Source organism: Devosia rhodophyticola (assembly GCF_028816475.1).
Taxonomy (GTDB): Bacteria; Pseudomonadota; Alphaproteobacteria; order Rhizobiales; family Devosiaceae; genus Devosia; species Devosia rhodophyticola.
This window is the reverse complement of record NZ_CP118247.1, coordinates 2,141,702-2,157,346: the sequence shown is the minus strand read 5'-3', so window position 1 is coordinate 2,157,346 and position 15,645 is coordinate 2,141,702. Positions and strand designations below refer to the sequence as shown.

13 protein-coding genes and 1 pseudogene are annotated in these 15,645 nt (G+C 56.6%); 2 read left to right on the top strand and 12 right to left on the bottom strand.

Annotation, left to right across the window (positions count from 1 at the left end; genetic code table 11):
• Window positions 1-53 precede the first annotated feature (53 nt).
• The 3 genes from PSQ90_RS10640 to PSQ90_RS10630 all read right to left on the bottom strand — a co-directional run bounded on the left by PSQ90_RS10640 (window position 54) and on the right by PSQ90_RS10630 (window position 3,342).
• Entirely contained in the window at window positions 54-1,313 is a 1,260-nt protein-coding gene (locus PSQ90_RS10640; protein ID WP_282210293.1) for an ABC transporter substrate-binding protein, read from the bottom strand.
• A 79-nt stretch (window positions 1,314-1,392) separates the two neighbouring features.
• Window positions 1,393-2,295 carry a sugar phosphate isomerase/epimerase family protein gene (locus tag PSQ90_RS10635; protein WP_282210292.1) on the bottom strand — a complete coding sequence of 301 codons (903 nt, stop codon included), beginning with the start codon at window positions 2,293-2,295 and terminating at the stop codon, window positions 1,393-1,395.
• Window positions 2,296-2,307: 12 nt separating this feature from the next.
• On the bottom strand, window positions 2,308-3,342 hold the full coding sequence (locus tag PSQ90_RS10630) for a Gfo/Idh/MocA family protein (RefSeq protein WP_282210291.1): 1,035 nt from the start codon (window positions 3,340-3,342) through the stop codon (window positions 2,308-2,310).
• 266 nt (window positions 3,343-3,608) lie between these two features.
• Between PSQ90_RS10630 and PSQ90_RS10625 the strand changes: the two genes are divergently transcribed.
• Entirely contained in the window at window positions 3,609-4,652 is a 1,044-nt protein-coding gene (locus tag PSQ90_RS10625) for a LacI family DNA-binding transcriptional regulator (RefSeq protein WP_282210290.1), read from the top strand.
• A 23-nt stretch (window positions 4,653-4,675) separates the two neighbouring features.
• Here the strand turns inward: PSQ90_RS10625 and PSQ90_RS10620 are convergent, their stop codons facing one another.
• The 5 genes and pseudogenes from PSQ90_RS10620 to PSQ90_RS10595 form a co-directional block, all read right to left on the bottom strand.
• Window positions 4,676-5,737: an ABC transporter ATP-binding protein gene (locus PSQ90_RS10620; RefSeq protein ID WP_282210289.1), complete on the bottom strand. Its 1,062-nt coding sequence runs from the start codon at window positions 5,735-5,737 to the stop codon at window positions 4,676-4,678.
• 31 nt (window positions 5,738-5,768) lie between these two features.
• Window positions 5,769-6,638 carry a carbohydrate ABC transporter permease gene (locus PSQ90_RS10615; protein ID WP_282210288.1) on the bottom strand — a complete coding sequence of 290 codons (870 nt, stop codon included), beginning with the start codon at window positions 6,636-6,638 and terminating at the stop codon, window positions 5,769-5,771.
• Entirely contained in the window at window positions 6,628-7,560 is a 933-nt protein-coding gene (locus tag PSQ90_RS10610) for a carbohydrate ABC transporter permease (protein WP_282210287.1), read from the bottom strand. The genes PSQ90_RS10615 and PSQ90_RS10610 overlap by 11 nt, the downstream gene beginning before the upstream one ends.
• Window positions 7,561-7,624: 64 nt before the next feature.
• Window positions 7,625-8,846 (bottom strand): annotated as a pseudogene (locus tag PSQ90_RS10605) (ABC transporter substrate-binding protein).
• 67 nt (window positions 8,847-8,913) lie between these two features.
• Window positions 8,914-10,236 (bottom strand): alpha-L-fucosidase, encoded by a 1,323-nt coding sequence (locus PSQ90_RS10595; protein WP_282210284.1) that lies wholly within the window; start codon window positions 10,234-10,236, stop codon window positions 8,914-8,916.
• Window positions 10,237-10,494: 258 nt separating this feature from the next.
• On the opposite strand from PSQ90_RS10595, the gene PSQ90_RS10590 reads away from it, so the two are divergent.
• The gene (locus tag PSQ90_RS10590; protein WP_282210283.1) at window positions 10,495-11,187 is read left to right on the top strand and encodes a FadR/GntR family transcriptional regulator; all 693 of its coding nucleotides are present in this window, start codon (window positions 10,495-10,497) and stop codon (window positions 11,185-11,187) included.
• Window positions 11,188-11,502: 315 nt separating this feature from the next.
• Here PSQ90_RS10590 and PSQ90_RS10585 read toward each other — a convergent pair whose 3' ends face one another.
• From PSQ90_RS10585 to PSQ90_RS10570, 4 genes are all read right to left on the bottom strand, one after another.
• On the bottom strand, window positions 11,503-12,462 hold the full coding sequence (locus PSQ90_RS10585) for an NAD-dependent epimerase/dehydratase family protein (RefSeq protein ID WP_282210282.1): 960 nt from the start codon (window positions 12,460-12,462) through the stop codon (window positions 11,503-11,505).
• A 224-nt stretch (window positions 12,463-12,686) separates the two neighbouring features.
• Window positions 12,687-13,793 carry a glycoside hydrolase family 172 protein gene (locus PSQ90_RS10580; protein ID WP_282210281.1) on the bottom strand — a complete coding sequence of 369 codons (1,107 nt, stop codon included), beginning with the start codon at window positions 13,791-13,793 and terminating at the stop codon, window positions 12,687-12,689.
• Window positions 13,794-13,862: 69 nt separating this feature from the next.
• Complete coding sequence (locus PSQ90_RS10575; protein WP_282210280.1) at window positions 13,863-14,651, bottom strand: transporter substrate-binding domain-containing protein; 789 nt, start codon at window positions 14,649-14,651, stop codon at window positions 13,863-13,865.
• Window positions 14,652-14,720: 69 nt separating this feature from the next.
• Window positions 14,721-15,644, bottom strand: a complete 924-nt coding sequence (locus tag PSQ90_RS10570) for a N(4)-(beta-N-acetylglucosaminyl)-L-asparaginase (protein ID WP_282210279.1) — start codon at window positions 15,642-15,644, stop codon at window positions 14,721-14,723.
• Window position 15,645 lies beyond the last annotated feature (1 nt).

The window sequence follows — 15,645 nt, the reverse complement described above, 5'->3', positions numbered from 1 at the left end:
ATTCTGTTGGGCCGCACCATCGAAAGGAAGATGCGGCCCAACAAGCTCAGACCCTACTGGTTTTCCTGCGCGTCATCATAAACCTGCTTCAATTGGGCGACGAACTCGTCTGGAGTTGAAGTGCCCTGCAGCAATCCGGCGACCTTCTGGATCAAAACGTCATAGAAGCCCGGAACCGGCCAGTCGGGGTAGAAGCCCAGACCGTTCTTGTCAGAGATTTCCTTGAACACGGAGGCGGCATTCTTGCCGACCGGATTGGTGATCGTGGCGGGATCAGCCGCAATTGCCACGCCACCGGCATTTGCCATTTCAGTTTGGTACTTCGGTGACAAGGTTAGGCTGATGAACTCTTCAGCGAGCTCAACATTTTTGGAGCCCTTCGGGACCACCCAAAGATTGCCGGTGGAACCAACCGAATACTTCGGGGTCGGAACCAGGAACTGACCCCACTTGAAGTCTTTGATATTGGAGTTGAATTTGCCCAGGTTCCACGTACCTGAAATGTATATCGGCGCCTTGCCCGACATAAACTGCAGGGCCGCGTCGTCGTCATTCATACCGGTCGAGTCTTTGCTGACATAACCATTGGCGACCCAGTCAACCATGGTCTGGGCAGCATATAGAAAGGGCGCTGTATCGAGTGGAGCCCTAAGCCCCTGATAATTCTGTATCCAGGCGTCGTCAGCCTTGGTGTAGGCCAGTGAAGCCAGAACGTGCTGGCCGCTGGTATCGGCACCGCCCAGGGCGAGTGGGATAATACCCTGCACCTTGAACGCTTCAAAATCGGCAACCAGTTCGTCCATCGTGGTCGGAACCGTCAGACCGGCCTTGTCGAACATGTCCACATTGTAGAATGCCGAGACATACTCGCCGTAGACTGAAATGCCCCAGATATGACCCGAACCGTAGATGCCCATTTCGTCGTACTTGCTCAGCACGACATCGCCTTCATTCAGGATCTTGTCCCACCCTTGGGCGGTGAAAGCATCATCGAGCGGCAACAGAAGACCTTGGCTCGAAACCAGACCGGCTGTGGCATTGCCCTTGTTGTACTCGAGTAGGTCGGGCGCCTGGCTGGAATTCAGAATCATGCTGCCTGAGGCCTGCAACTGGGCAAAGGTCTTTTGCTCGAAGTTGACAGTCACATCGGGGTGGTTGGCTCTGAGTTCGTCAAGAGCATGGCTCCAGGCGATTCCCTCGGCAGAATCGGCATCTTCAAACCACCAGATGTTGAAAGTCTTCTCCTGCGCGTGAACCATGCCAGTCGTCAGCACCATGGCGCCCATCGCCATAGCCAGTATCGATTTTCTCATCTTAGTCCTCCCATTGTGCGGCGGGCGCCGCGTTACGTATGAAATCGCCTTGGTCCTCTGCGGGACCTACTGTTGGCATTCAGGTAGGATCAACGACGAATTCGCCGCCCCTACATTCCTTGAGGTAATTGAGCGCCCGGACCTGCCCTGTCATCTCCAGTGCATCGCGATAAACCGGATCATGCCAGCCCTCGATATCGATGGAGCCGGTATAACCAGCCAGTCGCAGTTCCGAGATCACATCGGTCCAATTGGTATCGCCGAACCCGGGGGTGCGCATGAACACAAATTTTTCCTTGCCGAATATCCCATGCTCCCTGATTACTTCCCAACGAATGGTGGCATCCTTGCCATGAACGTGGAAGAATTTGTGCGCCCACTTGCGAATTTGAGGCATAGGATCAATGAGATAGACCAATTGGTGACAAGGCTCCCATTCGAGCCCGATATTGTCCTCCGGCGTTTCGTTGAACATCAGTTCCCACGCATCAGGATTGTGCGCGATATTCCAATCGCCAGTCGCCCAATTGCCATCCATGGCGCAATTTTCAAAGGCGATTTTGATGCCTTTGTCGGCAGCACGCTTGGCCAGTTCGGACCACACTTGCTTGTAGCGCGGCAGGCTATCAGTCAGCGGTTTGTTGCGGATACGCCCGGTAAATCCCGCTACGCAGGTGGCACCGAAATGGTGAGCATTGTCGATACAGTCCTTCCAGCCCTGCATCGTTTGGCGATCCATATCCTGATCCTCCAGTGGATTGCCGAACATGCCGATGGTCGAGATGGTGATGTCGCGGTTGCCGATAGCATCAAGCGAACGCTTGCCCAGTTCCGCCAGATCCTGCCCATTGGTAGTCTGCCAGAAGAATGGCTCAAAGCTCTCAAAGCTCATATCGGCAATCTGCCCGATGCGTTCTGCAGCCTTGCCTGACGAAGCGCTGACCATGGTCCCGACGCGAATGGATTTTGTTGGAATCGTCACTGCAATATTTCCCTAGATTGAGATCTCGACCCGGCGGTGGCTCTTGGCGCTTTCGATCGCACCAAACACCATGGCTAGGCTGTTGATATTGTCGGAGCTATCGGTTTCGGGCTTGCGGCCAGTTTCGACGGCATCAAGGAATTCGGCCAAAACGCTAGCATGACCGTGGGTCTGGGCATCATTGGCAGGCGCGGGCACGTCTATAAAGCGCAGTTCGCGCAGGAATCCAGTGTCGTTCGCTACCACTTTGGCTTCAAAATGGTCGGCCCCATCCCAGATCAGCGTGCCCTTGGAGCCGATGATCCGCCACGCCGATTCCCAGCTCGTCGTCGCTCCTTCGGCGCACCACGAGCCGCGATAGTTGAACACCACATTGTCGGAAAGCTCGAAAATCGCATTGGCCGCGCCGCCATGTGTATACCAGGAACCATTGGGGTTGGTTTCGAGGCAGTACACCGCTTGCGGCAGCTTGTCCGCCATGAAGCGCGCAGCGTCCATGGTGTGGATAGACATATCCAGCAGCAGCGGATTCTCCATTTCGTCGCGGAAACCGCCAAAGTGCGCACCAACAAAGAAATCGCAGTTAAGTGAACTCAGTTTGCCCAATGCGCCACTTTTGATCAATTGTCTTATCCGGCGTACTCCAGCGACAAACCGACGGTTCTGTATGATGGCATGGATGCGACCGACCTTGGCCGCCAGTTCGACCAACGACTTGCCGTCGGACAAGGAATTGGCCATCGGCTTTTCGCTCAAGACGTGGCAACCATGGCACAACCCCGCCTCGACCACGGCGCGACGCGCCACCGGCACTACGACGTCAAACAGCAGGTCAGGCTTGGTTTGGGACAATAAGGCATCAATGTCTGTGCCGACCGCGACGTTGGTCAGCCCGAATTCCGCTGCACGTGTCTGCGCCGTCGCCAGATCAAGATCGACCAGACCAACAATTTCTACGCGGCCGACAACAAGCGCGCTTTCGGCAATGGCCGTAAGCCAACCTTTTGACATATTGCCGCAACCAGCGAGAACCGCACGAAATGACAAAATAACCTCCCCAGTGGATCAGCTTCCTTTCTACCGCAACCGTCTTTGCGGAAATTTGCAGAGCTGCCCCCGTAAACGTTTACGAGGATATATTTGACGCGCCGATGGTGTCAATGGGTCGCAGGAACATTTCAGGTCACGGATGCTGAACTAACCGCAGACGCGCTACTTTCGCTCGCTTGCAATCCAAGCTCTATATTTGCACGACGTTTCGTGCCAAACGGGACACGAGAAATTATTTCACAACGGTGGAGACCGCAGGATCGATGAAGGGCATTCGGCGCTTGGCGCAGCACCTAAACATCTCGATCGGCACCGTTTCCCGGGCGCTCAACGGCAAGCCCGATGTCAACGAAGATACCCGCAGGCGCGTCCTCGCTGCCGCCGTCGAGCTCGGGTACATGCCCAACCAGGCTGGACGAGCGCTGCGCAGGGGCTCGACCAGTGTTATTGGCCTGATGATCGAAACCAGCCCAGAAACCGCTGCCAACAGCGATAATTTCGTTGTCGGCCTGATGGACGGATTGCAGAGCGTGCTGGCCCGCCATGAACTGGATCTGATCGTACTCCCCTGCTCCTCCGATGAAGACCCCGGTAATTACCTCCAGCGCATCGTCGGCCGCCGTCTGGTTGATGGCATGATCCTGACATCGACCCAACACCGCGACACGCGTGTCGATTTCCTGGCCCGCTCCAAAATTCCATTCATCAGCTTGGGCCGCTCGGATGCCGGCGACACCCATCCCTGGATTGATCTGGACTTCGAAGGGGTGGCTAACCGTGCGGTGGATCGGTTAGTCACTCAATCACACCATCGCATTGCAATCACCATACCACCCACAGACATCAACCTTGGTTACGTGTTCCTTGATGCCTATAAGGCGGCACTCGAACGTCATGGCCTGCCGTTTGATCCAGAGCTCGTGATCCGGGCAAAAACGAGCGAACAGGGCGGCTATCTCGCGGCTGACCAGATGCTGAATATGCCCGAGCGCCCAACCGCCGTAATGCTGATTTATGAATTGATGGCCATTGGTTTCTATCGCCGCCTCAGCGAAGCCAGTTTGCAAGCCGGCACCGATATCGCCGTAGTCGGCTTCCGTGAGTCGCCACAGTCCCGTTTCCTGTCGCCAACGCTGACCTGCTTTCGCCTGTCACTTCGCGACCTTGGCATCGCTGTGGCAGAATCTCTCTTGGCCACTATGCCCGAATATCAAGCCCAATATCCGCTGGGCGAGGTCCACATGATCTGGCCGATGGAACTGGTCGAGGGTGAAAGCGACGCACTGCCTACCGCCGCACCAACTTAATCGACAAGCGCAGTATCATGATGTCACAGAGAAAGCCTCTTCCCGCTGGCCTTGTCGAATAGGTGCAGACAATCTAGGCGCGGAGCCAAATTCACGGTGGCCCCGGGAGTCAGCACAATGCGCTCACGCAATGCGGCGGTTAGCGTTTCACCGAAAATATCGAGCGCGACATGGGTTTCCGAGCCGGTGGGTTCGACCAGATTGATGGTAGCGACAAAACCATCGTCGGCCAACATAAAATGCTCCGGGCGCAGACCGATGACGACCTGCTGGCCCTCTGTGACGCCTGACGTTTGCGCCGGCATGGGCCAAATGGTGCCGCCCTCGGTTCGCACTCCCTTGTCGGTAACAACACCGCCGATCAGGTTCATCGAAGGCGACCCGATGAAGCCTGCAACGAAGACATTGGCAGGCTGGTCATAGAGATCGAGAGGCGTGCCAACCTGTTCGACATAGCCGTCGCGCATGACCACGATCCGGTCGGCCATGGTCATGGCTTCTATCTGGTCGTGCGTGACATAGACCGTCGTTGCCTTGAGGCGCTGGTGCAGCGCCTTGATCTCGGCGCGCATCTGCACACGCAGTTTGGCATCGAGATTAGATAGGGGTTCATCGAAGAGAAAAACGGCGGGATCGCGGACAATGGCGCGGCCCATGGCGACGCGCTGGCGCTGGCCGCCAGAAAGCTCGCGCGGATAGCGATCCAGCAAATGACCTAAGTCGAGAATGCCTGCGGCATGATCGACCATGGCGTCGATTTCGGTTCGACTGCGCCGGGACAGCTTGAGCGAGAAGGCCATGTTGTCGCGCACCTTCATATGGGGGTAGAGCGCGTAATTCTGGAACACCATGGCGATGTCACGGGCTTTTGGCTGCAGGTCGTTGACGATGGTATCGCCGATACGCACGTCGCCGAAGGAGATGGTCTCCAACCCGGCAATCATGCGCAACAGTGTGGATTTGCCGCAGCCCGAGGGGCCAACCAGCACGACGAACTCGCCGTCATCAACATGCAGATCGACGCCATGAAGTACTTCGAGTTCGCCGTAAAATTTCACCACATCAATCAGGTCGAGGCTGGCCATGGCTCAGATTTCCTTTGTGTACGTTCGGTCATCAGCGGCCGCCGAACCCGGCGCCGACCGTAATGCCCTTGTAGATGATGCGCTGCAGCAGGATGGCGAGGATCACACCCGGAATCATGGAGAGCGTGGCGCCGGCCATGATGAAGTTCCAGGCGGTGCCCTGCTGGGTCTGGAACATGGTCAGCCCCAGTGGCAGCGTGGCATATTCCATGCCGTTGACGACGATCAGCGGCCACAAGAAGTTGTTCCACTGGCCAATGAAGGTAAACAGCGAGAGCAGACCTATGGCTGGCATGGACAACGGAATAATGATCGACACCAGAATGCGCAGGCGCGACGCCCCGTCGATCAGCGCCGCCTCTTCCAGTTCACGGGGGATGGAGAGAAAGAATTGGCGCAACAGGAAGGCACCGAAGGAGCTGAATGCCATGGGAAGGATCATGCCCTGATAGGTATTGACCATGCCAAGCTTGCTGATGATCAGGAACAGGGGAATAACCAGCATTACCTGCGGAATCATCAGCGTGCCCAGATAGGCGACTAGAATGCCCTCACGCCCGGGAAATTTGAGCCGCGCGAAGGCGTACGCTGCCAGCGCCGAAACCACGACAGTGATGGCAGTGACACTACCGGCAACGATAAAGCTATTGAGAAAGAAGCGGCCGAATGGCAGGTGCAGCCAAGCTTCGACGAAGTTGCCCCATTGATACTCGTTGGGCAACAGGCGTGGCGGCACCGCGAGTACTTCGTTGTTGCCCCGGACGGCGTTGGAAACCATCCAGAAAAACGGGAACAGAAACAACAGCGCGACAAGTGAAAGCCCCAGAAGGCTGAGGACCTCGATGGCGATGGTGTGGAACTGGCGCGGCGGCTGGTGCGGTATTCGATGCTCAGGCGTCATAATGCACCCATTTACGCTGGAGCCAGAATTGGAGACCGGTGAGCGCCATAATCATCACGAACATCACCCAGGCCAGCGATGAGGCATATCCCATCTGGTAGTTCTGGAAACCATTGGTGTAGATGGCGAAACCGAGCGTCGCAGTGGACGAACCTGGACCACCGCGGGTGATGACATAGATTTGGTCGAAGACCTGCAGCGAGGTGATGGCGGTCATGACCGTACCGAAAAAGATGGTCGGCGAGATAAGGGGTAGGCGGATTTTCCAGAACTGGTCCCAAGCACTAGCGCCGTCGATACGCGCTGCTTCCAGATAGCTTTGCGGCACCATGTCCAGGGCGGCGTTGAACAGCACCATGTTGTAGCCGACACTGGCCCACAGCGTGACGATGATGACAGCCTGCATGGCCAAATTGCCGTCAAGCAGCAAGTTGGGGACGTTCAGCGACAGGGTCTGGAACACGTAATCCATGACGCCGCCGGGGGTGAAAATCAGCAACCATACGATTGAGACGGCGATGGTGGGGGTGAAGGTAGGGATGAAGAAGATAACTCGAAACCACTGCTGGGCACGCTTGAGACTGGAGATCCAAACTGCCAGCGTCAGCGAGATGACGATGTTAAGGACTAGATATTCGATGGTGAAGAACAGCGTGTTGCCGAGAACCTTGAAGAAGGACGGGTCGGTGGTGAGCAGGCGGATATAGTTAGAGAAGCTGATGAATTCGGGCGGCTTGAGCAATTGCCAGTTGGTGAAGCTGAGACCAAGCGAGGCGATGATCGGGATCAGCATGAATGCCAGAAAGCCGAGCAGACTGGGCAACAGGAACAGGAACGCGGCGCGCGTTTCGGCCGCTGATATCTTGTCTTTTCTCCGACGCCGCCGCTGAAGCGGCGCAGGCGTTGAAACTAGGTCGGTCATAGGCCCTCACATGCAGAAAAGAGGAGGGCGACGAGCCCGAAGGTTGGTCGCCCCCGGAGGAACGCTATTGGTTTACGGCCAGGCTCTGGACGGCATTCATGGTCGCTTCGGCCGTCGCACTGCCGGCAAAGGCCTGCGGGAAGTACTGATTGAACAGGTTCTCCACCGCATTCCAGTTGTCGGTAATTTCGTATGTGGCCGAATGGGCGAGGGAATATTCCAGCGCCTCGCGGGCACCGGCCACGTCCTTGGCCGCCACGTCATACCAGGTTACTTGCTGGGCGGTGCGGGCCGGCAGGGCACGGCCCTGGGATGCCAGATATACGAGGGCTTCCGGGCTGGTGATGACTTGAATGGCCTGCCAGGCCGCATCTTTATGCGTGCTGGAGGCGGAGATGCCAAAACCGGAACCGGCGGTCGCTGCCTCGAGGTCGCCTTCGCCGCGCGGGAGCGGCGCTAGCCCGATCTGGAAGTCAACCGTGTCGATTTTGTTGATCATCGCCCAGGGGCCATCAATATACATGCCCACATTGCCAGCATCGAAACGGCCGGAAATGAAAGCGCCGGGATCAGAACCGGATGCAACCACAGGTGCGACCTTGTCGGTTGCAACCAAGTCTACCATTGACTGGGCAGCTGCAATTGCGCCGGCATTGGTCAGATCGAGCGTGCCATCTGTAACGTAGTGGTCACCCAGCGCCGAGGCGATGATAGAAAAATTCTGAGGGGTGATGCCGGCGCCGTAATTGCCATCCTTGGTCAGTGCTTTAGCCGTCGTCACGAATTCGTCAAAGGTCCAGCCGGGCGTCGGTTCAGCCACACCGTCAGCGGCGAACATGTCCTTGTTATAGAATATCATCCACGGGCCCACGTCATAGGGCAGACCATACAGTTCTCCGTTGGCCGACATGCCGCCAATGATGGAGCTGTCAAAGGCATCGACATCAAAGCTGTCAGCCTTTGCCCGGTCGCCAAGCGGCTCAAGGATCGAATAGAAATTGGGCATGCGCAGTGACTGCATGGCGACGATGTCGGCAAGCTGACCGGAAGCCGCCAGCACCGGCAGCTTGGTCCAATAATCACCCCATGGGGCAGTTTTTAGCGTCACCTTGATGTCAGGATGTTGCTCTGTAACCATATCGGCCAGATGTTGCCAAGCCGCGATGTCGGATCTCGTTGCTGCCCCACATCTGCCAAGTCAAGTTAACCTCGTCCTGGGCCAGCGCCGATGTCACCAGTGCCGTCGTCAACAATGCGGCAGCGGCTAAACTCTTGATCGTCTTCATAGAGGTCTCCTCCTCAGTTACCAAAGGGCAGCCCGGCTCCTCAACCGGACCACCTGTGAGCCAGGCGTCAGTCCTTCAGGATCAATTCGATGACGGGGACAACGACGTCAGGTTTCAGGACAGGTAGTTCCAGCGTTATCGAGCCCCGGGGGATGGCGACACCGATATTGCTGTCGACTTCTGGCTCAGGCGTAAGCCACCGCACTTCGCTGGCATCACTCAGAAACTGCGCGTATTTAAGCTTGTCGCCGAAGCCATCGATGTGAATATGACGGAACGGCCAAGAGTAAATATGCAGATATAGACGGTTACCATTCTGGGTAAGGCGGCAATCCGCCGGTGCCTGAACCTGGCTAGGTCCGGCCCCGTAAATAGACCGTCCGTTCACGCGCAGCCATTCGCCATAAACTGCCAGTGCATCATTGGCGCGGCCATCAAAGGTGCCGCGACCGGTGGGGCCGACATTCATCAGCAAATTGCCGCCGAGCGAGACGGTGTCAACCAGCATCTTGATCAGCTGCTCCGGGCTCTTCCAAGTCTGCTCATCGCGATAGTATCCCCAGGAACCGGAAAAAGTGTGGCAGGCTTCCCAGGTAACGTCCTGTCCCTTGACCTTTGGCGCCTGGCGCGGTGTGTATTGCTCGGGCGTTGTGATATCGGGAAGGAAACCTTCCTCGTCGAGCAGATCGAGGCGATTGTTGACGATGATATCGGGCTGCAGGTCCCGCACCAACTTAAGCAGCTTGTCACTTTCCCAATCGGCGCGCCCCTTGCCCGGGAGATCGCGATAGACGCGCTTGGGGTACGAGAAATCGAACCACATGACGTCGATCTTGCCGTAATTGGTCAGCAGTTCGGTGACCTGCTCCCGCATGTAGCCGGCGTAGTCGATTATCTGGCGGCCTTTGTTCATCTCGGCCGCGTCGAGGCGATTGCGCTGGGGGTGGTGCACATCAATGCCGAAGTCGTCATGGTGCCAGTCGATCAGCGAATAATAGAAGCCAACCCTGAGACCTTCAGATCGGAACGCATCCACGAATGGCTTGATGAGATCCTTGCCGTAGGGTGTGCTGGTTGCCTTGTAGTCAGTTGCCTTGGTGTCAAAGAGGCAAAATCCTTCGTGATGCTTGGTGGTGATGACGACGTATTTCATTCCCGCCTCGCGGGCCCGGCGCGCCCACTCCTTTGGATCATAGAGGTCGGGATCGAAGTTATCGAAGTACTTCTGATAGTCCGCGGTGGTGATCTCTTCGCGATTTTTCAGCCATTCGTGGCGGGCTCCCAGCGAATAAAGCCCCCAGTGAATGAACATTCCAAAGCGGTCGGCAACAAACCAATCCTTCTTATCCTGGGCCAGGACCAAGTCCTTAACCGAAATCTGATCGTTCATGTCTCATCCTCGAGTTGCGCTTTGCTCCGCGCGGCTCGACCTGCTTCATAGCTGGCCAAATTGCCGCAAAATATCGCCGGGACACTGGTAGCCTCGTACTATTTCGCAGCCGTCCAGAGTTCTGTTAGGACGCGAATTAAATGTATGACGGCAAGGCTGTCAAGTGGTAATACCAGTGGACAGCCTGAATTCATGAAGCTATGAGGGGTACACCGCCACGAGAACGTGCAAGAAAGCACAACCAGCACTAGGTAAGTCATGAAGCTTCAGGCCGTTTCAAACAGGAAGCTCTACGTCCAAATTGCAGATCAAATCCGAGATCAGATCGTTTCGGGCACAGCCAACGTTGGACAACAACTCCCCTCCGAACGTGACTTGGCGATCAGTCTAGGCGTATCGCGTCCCACCGTCCGCGAAGCTCTGATTGCGCTGGAAGTCGCAGGTTTGGTTGAAGTTCGCGTTGGCGTCGGCGCCTTTGTGAAGAGCCAAGGCGGCGGAACTATTGGCCTGCCTGAGCACAATCATTCCCCAATTGAAATCATTGGCGCTCGCCGACTGATTGAACCTGAGGTGGCAGCACTCGCCGCGCAGAACATTGGACCAGAGAGCAAGGGCAAATTGCTACGGATCGTTGATACCATGCACGCAGAAATAGCAACCAACCGGTGGTCGTCAGAGAGTGACCGTGCACTCCATACGGTCATCGCCGAAGCCTGCAATAATTTGGTGCTGCGTGAAATCTTAACCAGTCTTTGGGACTCTCGCAGCGAGGAGCTGGATACGCGCTTTCACCAACATCTCGCGGATATCAGTTCAGTACGCAAACACATTCTCAATGACCACTCGCAGATCGCAACCGCGATCATAAATGCAGATTCTGCAACGGCGCGATCCGCCATGAGCGCGCACTTGCGCTATGTGGAATCTGCCATGTTAGCAATTTGGGATTGAGTTTGTAGCTGACGGCGCCGCAATATCTCAAGGCCTCAACAACAGAGTGGACAATATCGGAGCCCATCCGGTACCGGTCACGATGCTATACCACTTTAATCTTGACTACCCTCGTCGACCACGAAACCGCCCCTATTCATTCATCCTGACCACGCGCAATGTCAGGGACAGCATCGCGCTACCTGACCCAGATCCCGGCCTGATGCCCACGCTCCTCGATGTCTTTGGTGCTCTGTGCCACATCAGGTTCGCGGACAGTCAATATTGCCGGCGCTGGTTTCCCCAGTACCGCATCACGAATCCGGCAGGTTTTGACTAAGTGGTCTGGACTTGCCCGTCTGCGACAAGCCATTGAACAGCTTCTTGCACGGCCGCGAGTGAGCTATACCGTGGGCGAAAGTCGAGCAACCGTCTCGCTTTGTCCATGGAACAGTTTGGGCTGCGCACGATATGCTCCCATGTAGCTTTGGCGTCTTCTGTTTGCTGGTTTTGCGACCATTCATCGTAGGGCAAAAAGTTGAGATTTGCGGAGTTACCAAACCAATTTGCTGCTGCTTCGGCAAAGCCGCTTAATGTGACTGCGCCCTCGGATACGGCATGAAAACTCTCGCCAACCGACTGGCTTCGATGGGCTAGCGCTGCCAGGCACAATCGAGCAATGTCGTCGGCGTGGACGTGATGCACCGTCTCCATTCCGAAATTTGGCAGGGTGACAGGTTCTCCTCGAGCCAACATCGAGAACACTTTGGGGTTGAAGTTGCCCGCCGGATTTACCGGCAACCATCCAGGACCCACAATATGACCCGGATGGAGAACTGTCGCTGGAATACGCTCCCTTTGGACGGCGTCGTGCAGAAAAGTCTCTATCGCTCGCTTTTGGATACCATATTCGCCAAAGGGATGCTTGGGTGCCTCTTCGCGGGTGGGCACAACGGTTGAGCGGCCGTGCGTCCAAATCGTTCCCACGTGAATAAAGTGACTTACGCGCCCTCTTAAAGCCGCCACCAACTGTTTGGCGCTGGGCAGGGTGAAGCAGAACAAGTCGATAACGATGTCGCTGTTAAGCTCGGCAATTGTAGTACCAAACGTTCCCTCCGACTCAAGTTTTTCACGATCCAGGGTGATCCGTTCAACGCTAGACCATGCCGCGTTGTCGCGATAAGGAGGGCGCTTGCCTCGGCTAACGGCCACAACCTCGTAACCTGCCTCAACCAGGCGCGGTACCAGATAGGTGCCGATGTGCCCGGTGGCACCTATAACAATTGCTTTGGTCATGATTCCGCTCCCATTGGTCTTCGTAGGTCAACTTGATCAAAGGCACCTCAGTGGACGTTGATCCTTTTGCTGTGAACAGTTCCATCTTTCCCAAAACTGGAGAGTAATGGATATCTCCCGCAAAAAACGTCGGCAGTCGCGTTCATGCAGATGGCTCGTCGGCCGGCAATCGTCTGATGAATAGCCATCCGCCAGTGACGCGCGGAAGTTACCCAACACCGTCGCTAAATAACATCTAGTGCGTCGCGGTCACCCAGCGGTGGGAAGGGCGCAGTTGGCAGTGTTTGGTACCAATAGGCCACCGAGGCAATATCGTCCTGGAGTGGCAGATAGCGGCGATTTTTTTCGATCCGCCAGCCCAGTGCCTGGATCGTCACGGCGAGATCGATCTCGAAGCGCACGGGATCCGTGATATGCCAGCGATAAAGACCGAACCGCTGCTGGGCGTTGTAAAGCCCATCAGGTCGGATTACCTGTGGCATACCCGCATAGGCAGTGCTGTATTCGGTGTAACCGCCAGCCTTGCGAGGGTCGATGCTGCCGGGATCAAAATTGTAGCCGCCACAAAAATAATCTTCCGTACCGGTACCACAGATGGTCGGGAATGGATCATCGCCGTCGATGAAGAACTTGATTTCGCCTTCACCCCACCAACCATTATTGTTGACCCCCCAAGCCATGTAGGTGCCGACATAATGGCCCTGCCCGCTAATGCCATCGAGGATGGTATAGACCTCGCCATTCGGCAAAGGGTTGGTGCGCCGGAACTGTGCATGAAAATAGGCAGCGTCAGGTGGCACGTCTGTCAGCGTGTAGTTGAACTGATAGTAAAGCGTGGCGGGTTCGCCATCGCGGTTTTCCAAAGTGATGCAGCACCGCTCGCGAAACGGCATTTCCCAGTAGCAGTTAAACGCCCGACCCGGATTGACGCATACTGGCAGCGAATTGACGTGGGCATAAATACCCCAACCATTTGCAAAGAAATCGCCAAGTGGCACCTCCACCGAGGGGTGTTCTTGCTCGTCCCAGTATATGCGCAAGATCAAGCTGCGCCATTTCTGAGAATTGGTCACCATCCACAGCTGCTGGATCGCCCCCGGGCCGGCGATGTCGGCCAGAATGCGGGTCTCGCCCGCTGCAATGTCAATGGAGGGAGACACCTTCCACCCCTGCCCCAGTTCGCGCGCATGAATGGCACCGGTGCCCTCGGTAGCCATGCCACCACGGCCCTTTTCACCGGTGAAATTTTCAGGGCTTATCGAGCGTGTCCGGGCGTGCGACAGCCGCGAAAGCGTACCCATATCCATACCAAGGCCAGAAAACGGCGTCATGGGAATCTATCCATTCATGAGGTCAAGGGCCCGCCGCATCACGGCGGGCCACAGAGATTTGACAGTTGACTACCAGACGGCGTTGAGCGTTGGTGGCGTGGTGCCCCACCACCTAGTGTAGTATTCATTATAGGTACCCGAGGACACAAATGTCGACGCAAACAGGTCCATCCAGCGCAGGAAGCTGGGGTTGTCCTTGCGCACGCCGATGGTGATCGGATCGGACGAGTAGGTATCGGGCAGGCTCATCATCTGGTCCGCGTAGGTCTTGGCAATCCAGTCGATCCCAAGACTATCCTCGACATAGGCGTCGGCCTTTTTTTGCCTCATGATCAGGATCGCGTCGCCGGGGCTCTCGATATAGACGAGCTCCGCGTCAGGCGCACGAAGCTTTACCATGGCTTCACCGGTCGTGCCGCGACCAACGACAACCTTTTTGCCTGCCAGGCTGTCGAAGCCGGTTATGTCACCATCTTTTTGAACCAGAATGCGAATGCCGGTGCGCAAATAGGGGAAGGAGAAGTCCACTGACTTGGCCCGCTCCGTCGTGGCGGTGATATTGCAAATAATGACGTCGATCTTGTTGGCAAGCAACATTGGAATGCGCGTTGAGCCGGTCACTTCGACGATTTCAAGTTCGACGCCAAGCTTTTCAGCCAACAAGGTGGCAACATCCACGTCATAGCCGACGGGCAGGTTCTGTGCATCGCGGAAGCCCGCCGGTTCGGACGTCAGGCATACGCCGGCGCGCACCTTGCCGGCGTCGATGATGGACTGCAGGTCGTCGGCGTGTGCTGCAGTCGCAGTGGCCGCCAACAGGCCAATACCCGCCAGCGCTGTTTTGATCCAGGTTTTCATTCGTCTCTCCTCCTAAGTGCACCAAACCGGTGCGGTTGCGTTCCATCGCAGCGTCAGGCTGGCGATTTCCTAGACATCCAGATGTATGGCCACACGCCTCTCGGGGTGTGTCATGCCATCCTCCCAAACCCAGTATTCGACCCCTTTTGCCTCACCGAACGAGGCGACCCGATGCGCGCCTTTGGCATCGATCGCGTGAATGGCTACCCCCCGCAGCAGGCCGCCACGCAGGCGTTTCAAGTCGCGACCGGCCTCATACAATGCATCTTCCAGCGTCAGCCCCATTTTGAGATAGAGCACTACCGAACGAGAGGTGGCGGCGCGGATGGTCATTTCGCCGGTATGAGTGCAGGCGCAGGCGCCATAGGCGCCGTCGGCATAGCTTCCCGCGCCGATGATCGGGCTGTCGCCAAGGCGTCCAGGATACTTCCAGGCCCAGCCTGAGGTGCTGACAGCGCTCGCCATGTCACCAGCACCATCGATGGCGAGGAACACGGTTGTGTCCTTCTGATATTCCGGATCGGTGGCCCGTTGGCACAGCGCGGTCAAGGCAATGTCGGGAAATGCTTGACGCTCTCTGGGCGACAGCCACTCTTTGAGACCACGTTGCCACGTGTCACGGCTAGCCTCGGAGAGGTTTTCAGCCGTTTCTGCGCCGATTTCGCTAGCGAACCTTGCTGCCCCGGCACCTACCAGAATTTCGTGCGGCAGACGCTCCATGACCGCGCGTGCCACCGACACCGGATTCTTGAAGCCGATAAGTCCGCCGATAGCACCAGAGCGTAACGTCGCACCATCCATGACGGCGGCATCCAGTTCGACCTGTCCTAGAATATTTGGCCAGGAATTATAGCCGACGCTGCGAATGGAGGGGTCGTCTTCGACCATCCGGACCCCGGCCTCAACTGCGTCAAGTGCGCCAACTCCCGCCGCCAGGTCGCGCGCTGTGGTGTCAATACCGACACCGCCTTCATGGTTGGTTAACACGATCATC